The organism is Amycolatopsis sp. VS8301801F10, assembly GCF_046195355.1.
Taxonomy (GTDB): Bacteria; Actinomycetota; Actinomycetes; order Mycobacteriales; family Pseudonocardiaceae; genus Amycolatopsis.
Window position 1 is genome coordinate 4,935,391 of sequence record NZ_CP176065.1, and the last position, 17,620, is coordinate 4,953,010.

Genomic DNA, 17,620 nt, shown 5'->3' on the forward strand with positions numbered 1-17,620 from the left:
CGGCGGCCGACCGGCTCGGGTCGCGGCGGCTGCCGCCTCACCCCCGGCAGAGCGCGAGAACAGCACCGTCGTGGCGGCAAAACCCTCGAACCGGGGCAGCCCGCGGTGTCATCCGGCGGTGTGCTCCGCGACGAAGTCCGCCGTGTTCTCGCTGACGGCGGCGAGCGGGAGCGCACCGGGACCGAGGACGACCTCGTGGAAGGCGCGGACGTCGAAGGCGGGCCCGAGTGTGCGCGCGGCTTGTTCGCGCAGTTCCCAGAACTTGAGGAACCCGAGGCGATAGCCCAGCGCTTGGCCGGGCATATCGGTGGAGTAGCGCAGCGTTTCGGTGTGTATTTGCGACGGCGATTCCAAGGTCGTGGCCGCCAGGTACGCCTCCGCCTTCTCCAAGGACCAGCCGAACACGTTGAGCCCGGTGTCGACGACGAGTCGTTGTGCGGTGAGGCGCTGGTGCGCGTAGTGGCCGTACCGGTCCCAGGGATCGGCGTAGAGGCCCATTTCCATCCCGAGCGAGGCGGCGTATTCGGCCCAGCCTTCGGTGTAGGCGCCGAGCAGCTCGGGGGCGAGCTTGCCGCGGATCGGGTGCAGTGCGGTGTCTTCTTCCTGGCGCGCGAGGTGGAAGTGGTGCCCGGGAACGAGTTCGTGGAAGATCAGGGTCGCCGCGTTGATCTGTGCTCGGCTGTCGAGCCCGGATCCGTTGTAGCGGTAGCGGCCTGCGGGATTGGCCGGTCCTGGTGGTTCGTAGTAGCCGTAGGACAGTCCGGCTTCGAGTTCGGGATCGAGGCGTTCGACTGTGTGCGGTGCCTTGGGCAGCACCGAGAACCAGTGCCCGAGCAGCGGTTCGATGGCGGCGAGATGGCGCTGGTAGGTCGCGGCGACGTCCTCGGCGCGGCGGGCGTGGAATCGTTCGTCCGCCTCGAGGACCTTCCGGTAGGCGGCTTCGTCGCCGTCGAACCCGGTCTCGGAGCGCAGTTCCGCCATCTTCTCGGTGAGTTCGGCGACCTGGGCTTGCCCGATGTCGTGCACCTGCTCCGGTGAGATGTCATAGGAGGCGTACTGCCGTACCAGCCGCCGGTATGCTTCCTCGCCGCCGGGGTAGCGGCCGAGCCCGACCCCTGGCGCAGCGGTGTCTCGTGCCGGACCGTCGAGGTAGCGCAGCAGGGAGTCGACCGCGGGCAGTACGTCGTTCGTCACGGCGCGGCCGAGTCCGTCGGCGAGCCTGCCGCGCAGTGCGGGGGAGAGGTGCTCGACGCGGTGCTCGTCGAGGGTGAGCCACCGCTGCGTCGCGGCGCGCAGGCCGGCGACGGCGGAGACGAATCCTGGCAACGCCGCTCGCGGTGCTCCCCATCCGCGCTCGGCCTGCGCGCGAAGTTTCGCTTCCGCGCCGCGTACCCGCCGAGCGAGATCCCCTGCGAGGGAACGGAAAAGCTCGACATCGGCGTCCGGGTCGGCGAAAGTGATCGCGTCGAAGGCTTGCGGCGCGGTGAAACTGAGCTCGAACAGCTGGTAGGGCGCGACCGGGAAGTGCCACCACCACGATTCGCCGGCGCACGCCCACTGGTCGGCGACGAAGTGCAGCAGCGCGGCCGTGTCCCGGTCGAGCGCGGCGTCGTCGATCTCGGCGAGTGCCGCACGCACGGACCGGCCTGTGGCGGCCCGTTCTTCCGCCTCGTCGAGCGACCCGCTCGGAAGGTGCTCGACGGGGTGGCCGGCGCGCAGCGCGTGGTGCGGCTCGGTGCGCAGGACGTGGTCCCACACCCGGTCGGCGAGGGCTCGGACGGTCGGGGCCATGTGCGTCTCCTTGGTCGGACGGATGCGCGCGGTTTCAGTGTGCGGCGGTCAGCCGCGCGGGGAGCCGGAAAGACACCGCTGCCACGAGCGCTCCTACCGCGCCCGCGCCGAGGAAGACCCACGTGATGGCGTTCCAGGTGGGCAGCTGGGTGCCCGGAAGCAGGTCGAGGGCCATGACGGTGGCGGCCAATTGGGCGCCGACCGCGTTGCCGACGGCGCGCAGCACGTAAGCGAGCCCGGTGACGCTCGCGACGCGGTCGGCGGGAAGCGTGAGCGCGATGATGTTGACGCCCTGCGTGAGCCCGGTGCCGATGGCCACCCCGACCAGTCCGGCTCCGACGGCGAGCACGAAAGCGCTGGACCGGCCGCTCACCATGATCAGTCCCGCCGCGAGCAGCAGCGCCCCGGAAAGCACCATCACCATGCGCGACCCGACCAGCCGTTCCAGCCGGCCGGTCAGCGGGGCGGAGATCGCGCCGAGCACGCCGAGCGGGAACATGATCAGCCCGGTGGCGACCGCGGTCGAACCCAGCCCGTACCCGGTCGCCGCCGGTGCCGCCGCGATCCTCGGCACCGCGATCATCAGCACCGCCGAGGACACTCCCGCGGCGAACGCGGTCACGTGCACGATCAGCACCGCGGAGCCGCCCAGCCGCAGGTCCACCAGAGGGTCGGCGACGCGTCGCTCGACGAGGACGAACCCCGCCAGCGCGACGATCGCCGCCGCGCCCAGCCCGAGCACGGGAGCCGACGCCCACCCGGTCGAAGCGGCGAACGTGATGGCCAGCAGGAGCGCGACCACGCCGAGGCCGAGCAGGGCGGCGCCAGCGGAGTCGACCCTGCCGCGCACCGAAGGCGGATAGGAGGGCATCACGGCAACCGCGAACGCCAGCAGCGGAACGAGCACGATCAACGCCGTCCAGTACAGCCATTGGTACGGGAGCGCGGAGAGAAGCGGCCCGGCCAGCAGCACCCCGGCCGCGTTGGCGACGGCCAGCCCTCCGACGAACAGGCCGTTCGTCCGGCGCAACCGCTCGGGCGGTTCGGTGTCGCGGACGATGCCGACCGCGAGCGGCACCAGGCCGACCCCGGCGCCTTGCAGCCCCTGGCCGATCGCGAACACCAGCACCGACGAGGCCAGCCCCGCGGTCGCGATCCCCACGAAGACGACCGCGAGCACACCGAGGAAAACGCGCCGCCGGTCGCGGATGTCGGCGAGCCTGCTGACGACCGGCGTCGCGACCGCGCCGACGAGCGCCATCGCCGAGATGATCCACCCGGCTTCCGCCTGGGTGGCGCCGATCCCGCCTTGAATGAGCGGCAGCGCGGGCACGATCATGGCTTCGAGCAAGCCGTAGACGAGCACGGCGCCGACCAGCAACGCGCTCACCGATCGCGTGCGGCCCCTCGGCACCGGCAGGCCGCTCGCCACGGTTTCATTTTTCATCGCCCGCCACCTCCTCCTCGACCAGCCGCTTGAGCGTGGCGAGTTCGGCGTCGAAGCGGAGCCGGTTCGCCGCCCGGTAGTCGTCCGCGGTCGTCCCGCCGTCTATTTCGTGCCTGCTGTAGACGTCGTAGCTCACCAGCGTCGAGCCGGCCAGCGGGACGAGCTGCCACGCGGCCCACCCGGGATCGTCCGGGGCGCCGGTCAGCAGCTTCACGACCTTGCGGAAAGGCGGTTCGAGCACCACCGTCTCGACGGCCAGGCGGTACTCGGCGCCGTCGATCGCCTCTCGGGCGACCCGGACCTCCCCGACGGCGCCCGGCTCGCCCGATTCCCAGACCGGTTTCGCCCCCTGTTTCCACCTGTCCGGGTCGAGCAGCAACGGCCAGATCGCGGCCGGTTCCGCGGGAATCTCGACGACGTTGCGGGTGACGAGGTCGACCGTGCGCGAGGACATGAATACCTCCAGGTGAGGGCGAAGGCGGCGAACCCGGTACTCAGCTTGCGATGCGGACTCGCCGAGGAGAATTGGACAAACGTCGGGCAGTTCGGCGCGGCGGTCCGACATCTGGCGCGGGCGACAGATGTCGCGTTCCCGGGCGCGGAGTCGCAACGCTTGCCTGCGGCCGCGAGCGACGGCGAATCCTAAGCTGAACCGCACGATTGGCGCGGAGCGCGTTCCTTGCCCACGCAGAACCGAGGAGCACGGGTGACGACGGAAACGGCGGACGGGAAGACCAGCGAGCAGGTCGTGACGGTCGGGGCGGTGACGTTCACCGACGAGAACCGCTGGCTGCGGGAGAACACCCCGGAGACGCTCGCCTGGCAGGAACGGGAGAACGCCGCCACCACGGCCGCGCTCCGCGGCTGGGAGCATTTCGGCGAGATCCGCGACCAGCTCGGCCGGACCGTCGCGGACCAGCCGTCGAACGCGGAGATCTGGGGGACCACGACGCCGCGCCGGATGGGCCGGTTCTGGTTCCGGCTCGCCGCGGTCGCCGCCGACGACCCGACGCTGGGCCTGTGGGTCTCGGAAACCGCGGACGGCCCCCGCACTCTTCTCGTCGACCCGCGCGACCCCGCGTTCGGCCAGGGCTCGCAGCTGCTCTGGTACGAACCGGCCCCCGACGGAGCACGGGTCGTGTTCGCCGCTTACCCGCTGGGACAGACGATCGGCACGCTGCACGTCGTCCGCACCGACGACGGCCAGCTGCTGCCGGTCGAGGCGCCGCGCCACGTCGCCGCCGGCGCGACTCCTGGCTGGCTGCCGGACGGTACCGGGTTCTACACGGCCGACCGGACGGACACCGGCGATCACCGGCTGCGCTTCGTCCCGGTAACCGCGGGCGTCCCCGCGGAGGCCGACACCGTGTTCCCCTGCGACCAGCTGCCGCACAACACCTTCACGCTGACCGCGCAGGTGTCCCCGGACGGCGCCCGGGTCGTCGCCCTCGCCGGGCAGCACGAGCAGATCGCCTGCCGCCTCCTGGACCGCGCCACCGGCGAATGGCGGCCCTTCCTCCCCGCGGACTACCGCGGGGAGTGCCACGGCGTGTGGTACGACGAGGACACCTACGTCGCGGTGGTCACCGGCGACGCCCCGCGCGGCAGAGTGGTCGCCGTCCCCGTCGCCACCTCCGCCGACGAGCGCACCTGGCGCGAACTGGTGCCGGAGTCCGAAGCGGTCCTGCGGTGCGTCCGCAAGCTCGGCGACGACCTGGTCGTCTGCGAGATCCGGGACATCGCGGTCGAGTTCCGGGTGGTCGGCGCGGCCGGCGAGGCGAAGGCGGCCGTCCCGATGCCCGGTTCCGGGTCCTCGCCCACCGCGATGGCCGCCCGCCGCTTCGAGCGTTCCGCCGAGCTGACGTTCACCCACGAGACTTTCCAGCAGGCGCCGGCGGACTACCGCTACCTGCCCGAGACGAACGAACTCGTCCGGCTGAGCGAGAGCGGCCGCGCCTTTCCGGAGCTGACCGTCGACCGCGCGTTCGCCACGAGCCGGGACGGCACCCGGATCCCGTACTTCGTCGTCCACCGGCCCGATCTCGACCGCAGCAAGCCGCAGCCGGCCTTCATCGAGGCCTACGGCGGCTTCAACCAGGCGCTGATGCCCCATTATCTCGGGAATGTCGGGCCGTTCCTCGCGGCGGGCGGCGTGTACGTGCAGGCGAACCTCCGCGGGGGCGCCGAATACGGCCGGGAGTGGTACGAAGCCGGGCGCTTGGCCAACAAGCAGAACACCTTCGACGACCTGTTCGCCGTCGCCGACGAACTGATCGCGACCGGGGTCAGCGAACCCGGTCGGCTCGCCTTCTACGGCAAGAGCAACGGCGGCATGCTCGCCGGCGTCGCGCTCGTGCGGCGGCCGGATCTCTGGGGCGCGGTGGTGGCCGATGTGCCGCTGCTGGACATGCTGGAGTTCCAGAGCCCCGACAACCCCGCGGCCAAGGAAGTGCGCGGGGCGTTCCTCGAGGACTACGGAGACGTCACGGACCCCGAAGACTCCCGTCGTCTCGCCGCCTTTTCCCCGTACCACAACGTTCGCGTCGGCGTGCGGCATCCGGCTGTGCTGCAGATTTTCGGGGAGCACGACTTCGGCTGCGAACCGTTCCACGGCCGAGTCTTCACCGCGCGGCTGCGCGCGGCCAGCGCCGCGAACAAGCCGCTGCTGCGGGTCCGGAAGGACTACGGCCACCTGCCGGCGACGCGGGCGCAGGCCATCGAGCACCACGCGGAGATCCTCGCGTTCGTCATGGACCATCTGGGGATGACGCCAGCTGCCGACTAGCTGCCGAAGGTCGTGCCGTGGCCGGTTTCCGGCGGCGCCGCTGGAAGATCCGCTTGGGCGGCATGCCCTGCCGCGCCTGGTGGTTCGGCAAGTGCGCAGTCCTGCCTCCGCGGCGAGGGTCCGCGTTTCGGAGCGGCTTGCGCGGTCTGGGTCAGGACACCGAGCGTCAGGACACCGAGCGCAGCGCGGCGGAAGAGGTCTCCGGAGCCGTCTGGTCGCGGTAGGCGGCGGCCAGGGTGCGCAGTTTCAGTCCCAAGTGGAGGGTGAGCCGGTCTTCGCCTCGGTTCAGGTCGCATCCGGTGATCGCTTCGATGCGTTTGAGCCGGTGGTACAGGGTGGCCCGGTGCACCTTGAGTTCGCCCGCGGTACGGGCGACATCGCCCGCGTTGTCGAGGAACGCCTCCAGCGTCGCGACGAGTCCGCGTTGGCCGTCCTCGCGTTCCAGGGTGGCGAGCGCCGGCACCCGCGCGGCGGCGAGCAGATCCTCGGCGGGCATTTTCAGCAGGAGCGCGTAGGGGCCCAGCTCGTCCCAGCGGGCGATCGGTCCGACGGAGGGGACGAGCTGTGCCGCGCGCACCGCGAGGAAAGCCTGCCGGTACGACTCGACGATGTCCTCGGTCCGGGAGACGGGACCGCCGATGCCGAGCACGAGTCGCCCGTCGTGGTGGGTGAGCTGGTCGAATCGTGCGGTGAGGCGGTCGCAGACGGTCTCCGTCTCGCGCCGCGACAACGGCCGCGGCTGGGCGATCACCAACCAGGCCCGGGACTTGTTCGCGGCGACGAGCGCGGATCCCGGTGCCCCGCAGTACTGCGCGATCGCGTCCTGCGCGTCCTCGAGCGCCGCCTCCATGGCCACCGTCTGCGGGGATTCGGCTCCCCGGTGCTGCACGCCGAGCACCTGGAAGTGCATGGCCGTCGCGGGGAACAGCTGCTCGGCACGCAGGTCCTCGACCGCCTGCGAGCGGATGGCCGGGTCGGTGGCCACCAGCTCCCACAGGATCGCCTCGTGCCGGGCCCGGGTGCGTTCGTGCACGATGAGGTCCCGGTACAGCACGACACCGGCGCGTTCGGCGGCTTCCCGGGCGCTCTCCATGTCGTGCCCGGTCAGCGTGGCATCGGGGTCGATGAGCCACAGGTAGCCGAGCAGCAGGCCGGCACAGCGGATCGGTACGCACAGCCGCGGCAGCGTTCCTTCGTTCTGCACGACCACCAGGCCCGGGCTGGTCCACTGCGCGATGCCCTTGGCGAGGATCTGCTCGCGCAGCCGCGGGTCGAGCGAGCGGTTGAGCACCGAGAAGACCCGCGTCGTGTCCTCGTCGCCGAAATGGCGGCTCGCCGCGAGCAGCCGGATCTGCGGGTCGTCGATCGCCACCGACCGCTGGAGCCGCTCGGCCAGGGCGTCCACGACCTCCTGCAGCTCATCAGCCATGCGCGCTTACCTCCGCTGGTACGGGCCAGTGTCCACTTTCTCCCATCACGCCTTCGAGGACAAGCGACACCTGTCGTACCCGGCGGCGGTCCGGCGCGACAGATGACGCGTGCAGGCTGCCCGGTCAGGCCGGCTGACGCAGGGGCCAGGCAGCGCCGCGGGTCGACAGCGGTCGCGGTTTCGCGCGCGGAGATGCGGCGAATGCTTGATGCCGCGCGACTCCGCGCCTGCCGACAATGGCCGGGTCATCGTGCGTGCTCGGCGTGGCGCACGGGTTTCCGTGAGGGGAGTGGGGTTCCATGGCCGCCGATGTCGTGGTGATCGGTTCGGGCGTTGTCGGTGCTTCGGTCGCGCTGGAACTCGGCAGGCGCGGGTGGCGCGTGACGGTCGTCGACAAGGCCGGGGCGCCGGGGCACGGTTCCACGGCCGCTTCGAGTGCGGTGGTGCGGTTCAATTTTTCCACGCTGGCCGGGGTTTCCGCGGCCTGGGAGGCGCATTTCGCCTGGCGGGCGTGGGCGGAGCACCTCGGTTGCGACGTCGGGCAGCTGGCCCGGTTCGAGCGGTGCGGGCTGGCGATGCTGGACGTTCCTGCCGCGCCGCGGTCGGCGTATGTGCCGCTGTTCAAAGAGGCCGGGGTTCCGTTCGAGGAGTGGTCGAGCGCGGAGCTCGCGGAACGGATACCGGGTATCGACGTCGGCAGTTACTGGCCGCCGAAACGCCTTGACGACAACCGGTTCTGGGCGGACGCGGAGTCCGCGCTGGGCGCGGTGTACACGCCCGACGCGGGATTCGTGACCGATCCGGCGCTGGCCGCGCAGAACCTGGCCGCCGCCGCGCGGTTCCACGGCGCGGAGTTCCGCTTCCGCACGACCGTGTGCGGCGTCGAGCGGGCCGATGGCCGCGTGAGTGCGGCGGTGCTGGGCGACGGGACCCGGATTCCGTGTGCCGTGGTGGTCAACGCCGCCGGCCCGTGGTCGACGCGCGTCAACGAACTGGCCGGGGTCGGCGCGGATTTCACGGTGTCGTGCCGGCCCTTGCGCCAGGAGGTCGCGCACGTGGCGGCGCCGCCGGGGTATCAAGCCGGTTCCGGGGCCGGGATTTCGGTGGCGGACATGGACCTGGGCACGTATCTGCGCGGCGAGCCCGGCGGCGGGCTGCTCGTCGGCGGCACGGAACCGGAGTGCGATCCGCTGCAGTGGGCGGACGACCCGGACGCGGTCGCGACGCACCCGACCATGGCGGTGTTCGAGGCGCAAGTGACCCGCGCCGCCCGGCGGCTGCCCGGGCTGACGGTCCCGAACCGGGCGCGGGGGGTCGTGGGGGTCTACGACGTCGCCGACGACTGGACCCCCATCTACGACCGCACCGGGCTCGACGGGTTCTACGTCGCCATGGGCACCAGCGGCAACCAGTTCAAAAACGCCCCGATCGTCGGCAAGTTCCTGGCCGCGATCATCGAACAGACCGAGAACGGCACGGACCACGACGCGCGGCCGGCGCGGTACGTCGGCGAACACACCGGGCTGGAGATCGACCTCTCGGCCTTCTCTCGCAAACGCCCTCGCAACACGGAAAGCTCGGGCACGGTGCTCGGTTGACGCGCCTGGCCCGCGGCGGCGTGGGGCTGCGCGGCAATCCGGCTGTTTTCCGGCCCGTGCCCCCACCTCGTCGACCGCTCGGGCCGCGAAGCCATCGCCGTGCCCAGGGGAATTCCCGGGCCCGGGCAGTACCGCCCGGTCATCGAAGCCGCCGAATTCCCGGCCGCGTAAAGACCTTCGACCACTGAACCGTCCTCGCGCAGCACTCGCGCGTCCGGACCGGCTCGGTGACCAGTCCGCCCTTCATGCCCAGGTCCGGCAGCACCAGCCGAGCGGCGCGGAACGGCGGGCGATCCACCGGAACCGGCACCGGATTCGCGGCATGCCGCGCGTATTCGTCCTCGCCCCGGCCGAATCCCGGGTCGTGCCCCGCCTCGGCGAAAGAATCGAACCGGGCGACCGTCTCCGGCAGCTCCGGAGCGTCGATCAACTTCGCCAGCTCCACGAGCGTGTCCGCATCCGCCCACGTGCCGGCCGCCAAGCGGTCGTCCGGCCGTCCGCCGGGCACCGCGGCCGCCCTCCCGGCTGTCGAACACGAGGTGCGAGGGGATCCGCCGCGCCGGGTGCTGCCATCTCACGGCCCCTCTGGTCGTATGGCAGGGACTCGTTCGCGTACCGCCGCCCGTCGCGGGCGCGGGCACCAGCTCCGCGCGTTCGCCCGGCTCGGACCGCGGCAGGCCGACCGGCACGAACGAACGTCCGCCGGGGACCCGGCCCGGCCGGTCGAAGCAGTCCGGGAACGCCCGCCACTCGAACTCGAGCGCCGGGTCCGCCTCCAGCGTCGCGACCAGCTCCGGGGGGCCTTCTCCAGGAACGGCCTCCTGCCGCACGGTCCGGTCCTCGCCGTGCAGCGCGCGCAGGTACTCGCGCGCGGCGGCGGTGGAATCCGCGACGCCGAAGCGCTGCTGCACCTGCGTGCCGGGCAGCCAGCAGGACGTGCCGGAGTACGCCGACGTCCCGCCGAGCCGGTCCGCGCCCTCGACCGCCGCGGTGCGCAGCCCGGCCCGGGCCGCGAGGTACGCGCCGGTCAGCGCACCCGCGCCGGACCCGGCCGCCACCACGTCGAACTGGTCTCCGAAGCCAAGTCGTCGCGACCCAGCGAGCCCACCGCGTCCGGCCGCGGTCGTCCCGCTCACCGGCAGCGGCGGCGCCCGGTGGGAGGATCGTGCGCGAGAATGGCCTGATCACGAGCGGAGGAGTCGCGGTGCCGAGAGTCGCCGAAAACCGGGCGCCGGCCACGCCGAGTTCGCCCGCGCAGCGGGAGCGCTACCGGCGCATCCTGCGAGCGGCCGCGGACCACGGCGCCGAGCACGGCCTCGACCGGATCCAGATGCTCGACGTCGCCCGCGACGCCGGGGTCGCCATCGCCACGCTCTACCGGTACTTCCCGTCCAAGACGGTCCTGTTCACCGCGCTGCTGCACAGCCAGGTCGAGCAGCTGGACCGCACCAGCGTCCCGGTCGGACCCGGCCAGGAACCGGCCGAGGCGGTCGCGCGCGTGCTGGTCGACGCCGCCCGCCGGCTGCTGGAGCGGCCGCGGCTCGCGCAGGCGATGCTGCAGTCGAACAACGCGACGGTCGCGGGGGAGTCGCCGAACATGGCCGCGACGGTCGCGTTCGGCGACCTGATCCTGCGCGTCGCCGGGGTAGCCGAGCCCAGCGGCCACGACCGCCGGCTGGTCCGGCTGGTCGAGCAGACCTGGTACGGCGTGCTGACTTCGCAGCTGAACGGGCACATCACCGCGGAAGAGGCCGAGGCGGACACCGTGCTGGCGTGCCGGCTGCTGCTGGCCGAACTGGGCCGGCCCGCTGACCGACCAGTCCGGGCCGGTTGAGACTTCACACCGCCCAGGCCGGGCGGCTCGCTCGGCGACCAGGTGCTCGAGGTGACGTGGCAGTCCGGAGCGCTGGTATGTCAGACCGGCCAGTTTCTCCCGGTGACCGGGATCAGCCCGCCGCGCGCGCGGAGGTCCCCGTAGCGTCGCGGCCGTTCCCGGAACCCACCTCAGGAGGCCGTCATGCCGCGCACTGTCGTCGTCACCGGAGCGAGTTCGGGGATCGGGGCGGCGCTCAGCGGTCTCCTCGCCGAGCGCGGCGACCAGGTTCTCGGCGTCGACCTCGCGGGCAGCGACGTGGACGCGGACCTCTCGACGCCGCGGGGCCGGGCCGCTGCCGCCGAGGACATCGGCAAGCGCACCGGGCACGTCGACGCGGTGATCACCTGCGCCGGCACGGCGAATCCGGGCGAAGCCATGGTCACGGTGAACTACTTCGGCAGCACCGAGTTCGTCGACGCACTCCAGCCGTTGCTCGCGAAATCCGCGGCGCCGCGGGTGGTCCTGGTCGGCTCGATCTCCGGCACCCAGCCGAACGATCCCGCGGTGGTCGACGCCTGCCTGCGCGGCGACGAGCAAGCCGCGCTGACCGCCGCCCGCGCGGCGATCGCCGGCAATCGCGCGCTCCAGCTGTACCCGTCCTCGAAGTCCGCGATCGCGCAATGGGCGCGCCGGACGTCCGTCTCGCCAGGCTGGGCCGACGCGGGAATCGCGGTCAACGTGGTCGCACCCGGGGTGGTGCGGACGCCGATGACCGACGAGCTTTTCGCGGACCCGAAGAGGAAAGCCGTGATGGACAAAGCAGTCCCGATGCCGCTGCACGGTTACGCGGCCGCGGAGGACGTCGCGCGAGTCCTGGCCTATTTCGCGGACGCCGCGACCACGCACATCACCGGCCAGGTCGTTTACGTCGACGGCGGCGCCGAAGCGACTCTCCGCCCGGCGGCGCACTACTGATGACGACCTACGCCGAGAACGTCCCGTTGTCGCCCATGCCCGATGACGACGGCATCGACGCTGCCGTCGCGGCGGCGCGCCGGGTGGTCAGCGCACTGCTGCACGCGGGCGCGGACAGCGCCGCGCCGATGACGGACATCGCCCGCGAACTCGACCGGATCGCCGCCCAGCTCGAAGAACACGCGCCGGAGCGGCAGGAACGATTCGCCGGAATGTGGGCCGGGCGACCGCGGCACGATCCGGTCACCGGCCCGGAAAACGCTCTCGCGCCGCCGCTGCGCCTGCACGGCCTGCCGGACGGTTCGGTCGCCGGAACGGTGACGCTCGGCTTGCCTTATCAAGGTCCGCCGGGCTGCGTGCACGGCGGGATTTCCGCACTGCTGCTGGATCACGCGCTCGGCGTCGCGAACAGCTGGGGTCCCGGGCCGGACGGGATGACCGGCACGCTCAGCGTCCGGTACCACCGGACGACCCCGCTGTTCGAGGAACTGACGATTCACGCACGCCAGGAATCCAGCGAAGGCCGCCGTATTCACACGACCGGCGAAATACTCGCCGACGGCCGGGTCTGCGTTTCCGCGGACGGCATTTTCGTGGCGAAACACCTCGCCCGGCCGGTCGCCCAGGACGAAGGAGGCCGATGAACACGCTCGCGGGCCGGGTGGCCCTGGTGACCGGCGCCGGACAAGGCGTCGGGCAAGGAATCGCATTGGCGCTGGCAGGAGAGGGGGCGTCGGTCGCGGTCGTCGGCCGCACGCGCGCCAAGCTGGACGAGACCTGTCGTCTCCTGCGCGAGCGGGGCGCGTCCGCGGAACCGTTCGCATGCGATGTCGCGGACACCGCGTCGATTCCCGGCGTCGTCGACGAGGCCGTTTCGCGGTTCGGCCGCTTGGACATTCTGGTCAACAATGCGTACTCCGGCGCCTTCGGGCCGTTGCTGAAAATGAGCGAGGACGATTTCCGGCGCGGTTTCGAAACCGGCCCGTTCGCCGCGTTCGCGTTCATGAAAGCCGCCCATCCGCATTTGAAGGCGACCGGCGACGGTTCGATCGTCAACCTGGTCACCTCAGCGATGGTGCGTTGGGATCCCACCACCTACGGTGCTTATGCCGCGGCGAAACAAGCCCTGCGCTCGCTGTCGCGCACCGCCGCCGTGGAGTGGGCGCGCGACGGGATCCGGGTAAACGCGATCGCGCCGCACGCGTTGTCGCCCGGGCTGAAATGGTGGACCGAGCACCATCCCGAAGAGGCCGCCGAATTCGTCGCGACCATTCCGATGGGCCGGATCGGGGAGTGCGAGGAGGACATCGGCCGCGCCGTCGTCGCGCTGGTCGGCTCCGATCTGCGCTACCTGACCGGGGCCACCGTGCCGCTCGACGGCGGTCAAGCCTTCTTCGGCTGAGCCTTCCGAGGAGATCTCGCTGTGCCCATCCTTTCCGCCCTTGGCCCTGCCGCCGCCATCCGCCGCGGCGAACTGTCCGCACGGGGGCCGCCGAACAGGCGATCGCCCGCATCGAGGAGACGAATCCTCGGCTCAACGCTGTCGTCGGCCGTCGCTTCGAAACCGCCCTCGCCGAGATCGGCACCGAGGCCGCCGGTCTCCCCGCAACAGCCGGTTGTCCGCCTCGGCTGAGTCCAATGTGGACAGCGAGCTGATCCGCCGCTGCCGACGCGCCGGTTTCGGTCGCCCACGCAGTGACCACGACAGTCCGGGACAGCGCAGCGCTGCTGGACGCGATCGCCGGACCCCTCCCGGGGGAAGCCTTCGCCGCCCCGACCCCGAACGGCACCTTCCCAGCCGCGGCCCCGGGCGTCTCCGCATCGGCTGGCGACGCACGCCCGGACCGGGTCGACCCGCATCCGGCGTGCCTGGCCGCGCCGCGGCAAACGGCCAAACTCTGCGAGGAACTCGGCCGCCATGTCGAGGAAACCGGCCCCGTTCGATTTCCCGGACTTCCGCACGACCGGCGGGGTGCTGATGGGCGCGAGCTGGCCGAGGATCTCCAGATTGATCCTGTTCGCGTAATCCGCCGGCTCGTCCGTCTCGGACGCTTCCTTGAGGCGCGCGGCGACGGCGGTGGGGCCGGTGAAGGCGTCGGCGTGGTATCGAGGATGAGGCCAGACGCAGCGGTTTCCCTCCTGAGCGCGAACAGCTGAACTGGAGTCTCCGCGCCCGGGCCGAGCGTTGCCGCGCCCACCCGTCCTCGCCTCCCGGTCACCGAGATCGGCGGAGCGGGCCGCGGGCTCCGTTTCCTACCGTGGCACCGTGACTTCCACGACCTCCACCCCGCCCGACCCGCTGGCTCCCGCCCGGCTCGGGCCGGTGCGGTTGCGCAATCGCGTTGTCAAGGCGGCGACCTACGAGGGGCTCAGCCATCACGGCCGGGTCACCCGGGATCTGGTCGATTTCCACGTCGGTTACGCGAAAGGCGGCGTCGGGATGACGACGGTCGCCTATTGCGCGGTCGCCAAGGAAGGCCGCACCGACCGGCATCAGATCTATTGGGCCGACGAAGCCCTGCCCGGACTGCGCGTGCTCACCGACGCGGTGCACGCCGAGGGCGCGGCGGTCTCGGCGCAGATCGGGCACGGCGGGCCGGTCGCGAACCCTAAGGGCAACGGGCTTCCCGCGCTCGCGCCGAGCCGGTATTTCCACAAGACGACGCTCAGTTTCGCCCAGCAAATCGACCACGTCGGCATCGAACGCGTCAAACGCGCCCACGCCGAAGCTGCCTTGCGCGCCGTCGAATGCGGCTTCGACGCGATTGAGGTCCACTTAGGACACAACTATCTGATCAGCTCCTTCCTGAGTCCGAAACTCAACCACCGCACCGACGAATACGGCGGCTCGCTGGAAAACCGCGCCCGGCTCGCGCGCGACACGATGCGCGCGGTGCGCGACGCGGTCGGCGACCGGATCGCGGTGATCGTCAAAATGAACATGGACGACGGTGCTCCCGGCGGGTTCTGGCTCGACGAGGCGATCCCGGTGACGCAGTGGCTGGAAGCCGACGGTACTTGCGACGCGCTCGAGATGACTGCCGGTTCGTCGCTGCTCAACCCGATGTACCTCTTCAAGGGCGACGCCCCGGTCCGCGAGTTCGCCGCGGTGCTGCCGCAGCCGCTGAAGCTGGGCGTTCAGGCGATGGGGAAGCGCTTTATCCGCGAATACCCTTATCGGGACGCATTCTTGCTTGAAGACGCGCGCCAGATCCGGGCCGCGGTGAAGCTGCCGATGGTGCTGCTCGGCGGGATCACCGGCCGCGCGTCGATGGATCTGGCGATGCGGGAAGGGTTCCAGTACGTCGCGATGGGGCGCGCGTTGCTGCGCGAGCCGGACCTGGTGAACCGCATCGCGGCCGAGCCGGCGACGCCGTCCTTGTGCATCCACTGCAACAAATGCATGCCAACGAACTTCACCGGGACGCGGTGTGTGCTGGTGGACCGGACTACGACCCGGGGTGCGGATTGGGGCAAGCCCGCGGGATACGTGGGCTGAATAGCTCGTGAGCGGCGGCGCCGGTTCTGACCGGAATCAGCGCTCACGAGCCGCCGTGGCAACGCAGCGTCGATGTCGTTCAGCACGACCAGGTCCCCGCACGCGGCGACCTGGTCGCCCCGGCAATCCCGGCGCGCCCCCGGCGACGATGCTGACTCGCCGGATCGCTTCACGTGGCAGGGAAAACCTCCTCGCTCTCAACCTAGCATTTGTTTGGTAAGCTGAGTGCTCCCGGCGAGAAGGAGCAGCATGTCTGTCAGCTTCGACCTGACCGGTCGCGTCGTCCTCGTCACCGGCGGCGCTCGTGGCGTCGGCGACGGCATCGTGACGACGTTCCTCGAAGCGGGGGCCGAGGTCGAGATCTGCGGGCGCACCGAACCCGGGAAGCTGCGCGAGGTGGACGGGCGCAAGCCGCGGTTCACGCAGGTCGACGTGCGGGAGCCGGAGCAGGTCCGCGAGTGGCTGGAGCGGATCGGCGAGCGGCACGGGCGGCTCGACGTCGTGGTCAACAACGCAGGCGGCGCGCCGTTCGCCCAGTTCGCCGAGGCCTCGCCGCGGTTTCATCGCAAGATCAACGACCTGAACTTCCTGGCCGCGGCGTACGTGCTCCACTCGGCGTACCCGATTCTGGCTGAGACGGCCGGTGCGTCGGCAGTCAATGTCACGTCGATCTCGGCGCGGCGGCCCAGCCCGGGCACGGCGGTGTACGGCGCGGCGAAGGCGGCGCTGGAGAGTCTCACCACCAGTTTGGCCGTCGAGTGGGCACCGCGGGTGCGGGTCAACGCGGTCAGTTGCGGGTTGGTCGAGACGCCGGGTTCCGAGGACCACTACGGCGATCCAGCACAGCGCGCCGCGGTCGCCCGGACGATCCCGCGTGGACAGTTCGCGTCCCCGGCCGAGGTCGGGCAAGCCTGTTTGCTGCTCGCCTCGCCGCTCGCCAGCCACGTCAGCGGAGCGGTGCTCAATGTGGACGGGGGCGGCGAATGGCCCGCTTTCCTCCAGCACACCCCGAACTCCTGAGGAGGACCCTGCTGTGCCCGAAGCCGTGATCGTCTCCGCCGCCCGCTCGCCGATCGGGCGGGCGTATAAAGGCTCCCTCAAAGACCTGCGGCCGGACGACCTCGCCGCGCAGATGGTCGAAGCCGCGCTGGCCGCGGTCCCGGAGGTCGGGCGGATCGACGACCTGATGCTCGGCTGCGCGCAACCGGCCGGGGAACAGGCGTACAACCTCGGCCGGATGGTAGCGCTGCGGCTCGGCCTCGACGCGGTGCCCGGCACCACTGTGCACCGCTATTGCGCGTCTTCGCTGCAGACAACGCGGATGGCCATGCACGCGATCCGAGCCGGCGAAGGCGACGTGTTCGTTTCAGCGGGCGTCGAGTGCGTTTCCCGGTTCTCCCAAGGGAAAGCGGACGGGATGCCGGACACGAAGAACCCGCTGTACGCGGACGCGATGGCCGTGACAGAGAAGCGGGCGGCTGGCGGTCTGAAGTGGACAGACCCGCGGAAAGACGGTGCGCTGCCGGATGTCTACATTGCGATGGGCGAGACCGCGGAGAATGTCGCAGACCATTGTGGAGTGTCCCGAAAGGACCAAGACGCGTTCGCGGTGCGCAGCCAGAATCTTGCCGAGGCGGCGGGGGAGTTCTGGCGGCAGGACATCACTCCGGTGACCTTGCCGGACGGCAGCGTGGTGTCCGCCGACGACGGTCCGCGGGCGGGCGTGACGCTGGAGAAGATATCTCAACTCAAGCCGGTGTTCCGACCAGACGGGACGGTTACCGCGGCAAACTGCTGCCCGCTCAACGACGGGGCGGCCGCGCTCGTGGTGATGAGCGATGTCCGGGCGCGTGAGCTGGGCATCCAGCCGCTGGCGCGGATCGTCGCCACGGGAGTGTCGGCGTTGAGCCCGGAAATCATGGGACTCGGGCCGGTCGAAGCGAGCCAGCAGGCGCTGGCGCGGGCGGGACTGTCGGTTCGGGACATCGACCTGGTCGAGATGAACGAGGCCTTCGCCGCGCAGGTGCTGCCGTGCGTCGACCAGCTGGGCCTGGACCTCGACCGCGTCAACGTGCACGGCGGGGCGATCGCGCTGGGTCACCCATTCGGCTCAACCGGCGCGCGGATGGCGACGACGCTGCTGCACTGCCTCCAGGAGAAGGACGCGACCTTCGGCTTGGAGACCATGTGCGCGGCGGGCGGACAGGGCATGGCGATGGTGCTGGAGCGGCTAGCTTAAAAACACACTCGGCGGGGAAGAGGCCCGCGCGGTTGGATCGG

The 17,620-nt window shown here is 71.1% G+C and carries 13 protein-coding genes and 1 pseudogene; 9 read left to right on the top strand and 5 right to left on the bottom strand.

Translation table 11 applies throughout. The features are described 5' to 3' along the window. Positions 1–108 precede the first annotated feature (108 nt). From F9C11_RS23470 to F9C11_RS23480, 3 genes are read right to left on the bottom strand one after another with little or no spacing between them, the layout of a single operon-like run. Positions 109–1,791, bottom strand: a complete 1,683-nt coding sequence (locus F9C11_RS23470) for a DUF885 domain-containing protein (RefSeq protein WP_409179508.1) — start codon at positions 1,789–1,791, stop codon at positions 109–111. A 34-nt stretch (positions 1,792–1,825) separates the two neighbouring features. Continuing rightward, a complete protein-coding gene (locus F9C11_RS23475; RefSeq protein WP_409179509.1) occupies positions 1,826–3,238 on the bottom strand; it encodes an MFS transporter in 1,413 nt (470 codons plus the stop codon). Continuing rightward, positions 3,228–3,692, bottom strand: a complete 465-nt coding sequence (locus F9C11_RS23480; RefSeq protein ID WP_409179510.1) for an SRPBCC family protein — start codon at positions 3,690–3,692, stop codon at positions 3,228–3,230. The genes F9C11_RS23475 and F9C11_RS23480 overlap by 11 nt, the downstream gene beginning before the upstream one ends. Before the next feature lie 252 nt (positions 3,693–3,944). Between F9C11_RS23480 and F9C11_RS23485 the strand changes: the two genes are divergently transcribed. Next, positions 3,945–6,023: a prolyl oligopeptidase family serine peptidase gene (locus tag F9C11_RS23485; protein WP_409179511.1), complete on the top strand. Its 2,079-nt coding sequence runs from the start codon at positions 3,945–3,947 to the stop codon at positions 6,021–6,023. 166 nt (positions 6,024–6,189) lie between these two features. Here F9C11_RS23485 and F9C11_RS23490 read toward each other — a convergent pair whose 3' ends face one another. Continuing rightward, a complete protein-coding gene (locus F9C11_RS23490; protein ID WP_409179512.1) occupies positions 6,190–7,452 on the bottom strand; it encodes a PucR family transcriptional regulator in 1,263 nt (420 codons plus the stop codon). Between the two features lie 299 nt (positions 7,453–7,751). On the opposite strand from F9C11_RS23490, the gene F9C11_RS23495 reads away from it, so the two are divergent. Continuing rightward, complete coding sequence (locus F9C11_RS23495; RefSeq protein ID WP_409179513.1) at positions 7,752–9,050, top strand: NAD(P)/FAD-dependent oxidoreductase; 1,299 nt, start codon at positions 7,752–7,754, stop codon at positions 9,048–9,050. Positions 9,051–9,208: 158 nt separating this feature from the next. On the opposite strand, the pseudogene F9C11_RS23500 reads toward F9C11_RS23495, so the two are convergent. Next, positions 9,209–10,186 (bottom strand): annotated as a pseudogene (locus F9C11_RS23500) (FAD-binding protein); the annotation flags it as partial. A gap of 68 nt (positions 10,187–10,254) precedes the next feature. On the opposite strand from F9C11_RS23500, the gene F9C11_RS23505 reads away from it, so the two are divergent. The 7 genes from F9C11_RS23505 to F9C11_RS23535 all read left to right on the top strand — a co-directional run bounded on the left by F9C11_RS23505 (position 10,255) and on the right by F9C11_RS23535 (position 17,579). Next, entirely contained in the window at positions 10,255–10,884 is a 630-nt protein-coding gene (locus F9C11_RS23505) for a TetR/AcrR family transcriptional regulator (RefSeq protein ID WP_409179514.1), read from the top strand. A gap of 183 nt (positions 10,885–11,067) precedes the next feature. Beyond that, a complete protein-coding gene (locus tag F9C11_RS23510) occupies positions 11,068–11,841 on the top strand; it encodes an SDR family oxidoreductase (protein ID WP_409179515.1) in 774 nt (257 codons plus the stop codon). Further along, positions 11,841–12,485 (top strand): PaaI family thioesterase, encoded by a 645-nt coding sequence (locus F9C11_RS23515; protein ID WP_409179516.1) that lies wholly within the window; start codon positions 11,841–11,843, stop codon positions 12,483–12,485. Before F9C11_RS23510 ends, F9C11_RS23515 begins: the two co-directional genes overlap by 1 nt. Beyond that, complete coding sequence (locus F9C11_RS23520; protein ID WP_409179517.1) at positions 12,482–13,243, top strand: SDR family NAD(P)-dependent oxidoreductase; 762 nt, start codon at positions 12,482–12,484, stop codon at positions 13,241–13,243. The genes F9C11_RS23515 and F9C11_RS23520 overlap by 4 nt, the downstream gene beginning before the upstream one ends. Positions 13,244–14,107: 864 nt before the next feature. After that, a complete protein-coding gene (locus tag F9C11_RS23525) occupies positions 14,108–15,340 on the top strand; it encodes an NADH:flavin oxidoreductase (protein WP_409179518.1) in 1,233 nt (410 codons plus the stop codon). A gap of 249 nt (positions 15,341–15,589) precedes the next feature. Then, positions 15,590–16,360, top strand: a complete 771-nt coding sequence (locus tag F9C11_RS23530; RefSeq protein ID WP_409179519.1) for an SDR family oxidoreductase — start codon at positions 15,590–15,592, stop codon at positions 16,358–16,360. A gap of 13 nt (positions 16,361–16,373) precedes the next feature. Further along, positions 16,374–17,579 (top strand): acetyl-CoA C-acetyltransferase, encoded by a 1,206-nt coding sequence (locus F9C11_RS23535; protein WP_409179520.1) that lies wholly within the window; start codon positions 16,374–16,376, stop codon positions 17,577–17,579. Positions 17,580–17,620 lie beyond the last annotated feature (41 nt).

Bases quoted from the DNA above. Each gene is read 5' to 3' on its own strand.
- F9C11_RS23480 (WP_409179510.1), bottom strand. From the start codon at position 3,692: ATGTCCTCGCGCACGGTCGACCTCGTCACCCGCAACGTCGTCGAGATT.
- F9C11_RS23515 (WP_409179516.1), top strand. From the start codon at position 11,841: ATGACGACCTACGCCGAGAACGTCCCGTTGTCGCCCATGCCCGATGAC.
- F9C11_RS23475 (WP_409179509.1), bottom strand. From the start codon at position 3,238: ATGAAAAATGAAACCGTGGCGAGCGGCCTGCCGGTGCCGAGGGGCCGC.
- F9C11_RS23470 (WP_409179508.1), bottom strand. From the start codon at position 1,791: ATGGCCCCGACCGTCCGAGCCCTCGCCGACCGGGTGTGGGACCACGTC.
- F9C11_RS23490 (WP_409179512.1), bottom strand. From the start codon at position 7,452: ATGGCTGATGAGCTGCAGGAGGTCGTGGACGCCCTGGCCGAGCGGCTC.
- F9C11_RS23520 (WP_409179517.1), top strand. From the start codon at position 12,482: ATGAACACGCTCGCGGGCCGGGTGGCCCTGGTGACCGGCGCCGGACAA.
- F9C11_RS23530 (WP_409179519.1), top strand. From the start codon at position 15,590: ATGTCTGTCAGCTTCGACCTGACCGGTCGCGTCGTCCTCGTCACCGGC.
- F9C11_RS23510 (WP_409179515.1), top strand. From the start codon at position 11,068: ATGCCGCGCACTGTCGTCGTCACCGGAGCGAGTTCGGGGATCGGGGCG.
- F9C11_RS23495 (WP_409179513.1), top strand. From the start codon at position 7,752: ATGGCCGCCGATGTCGTGGTGATCGGTTCGGGCGTTGTCGGTGCTTCG.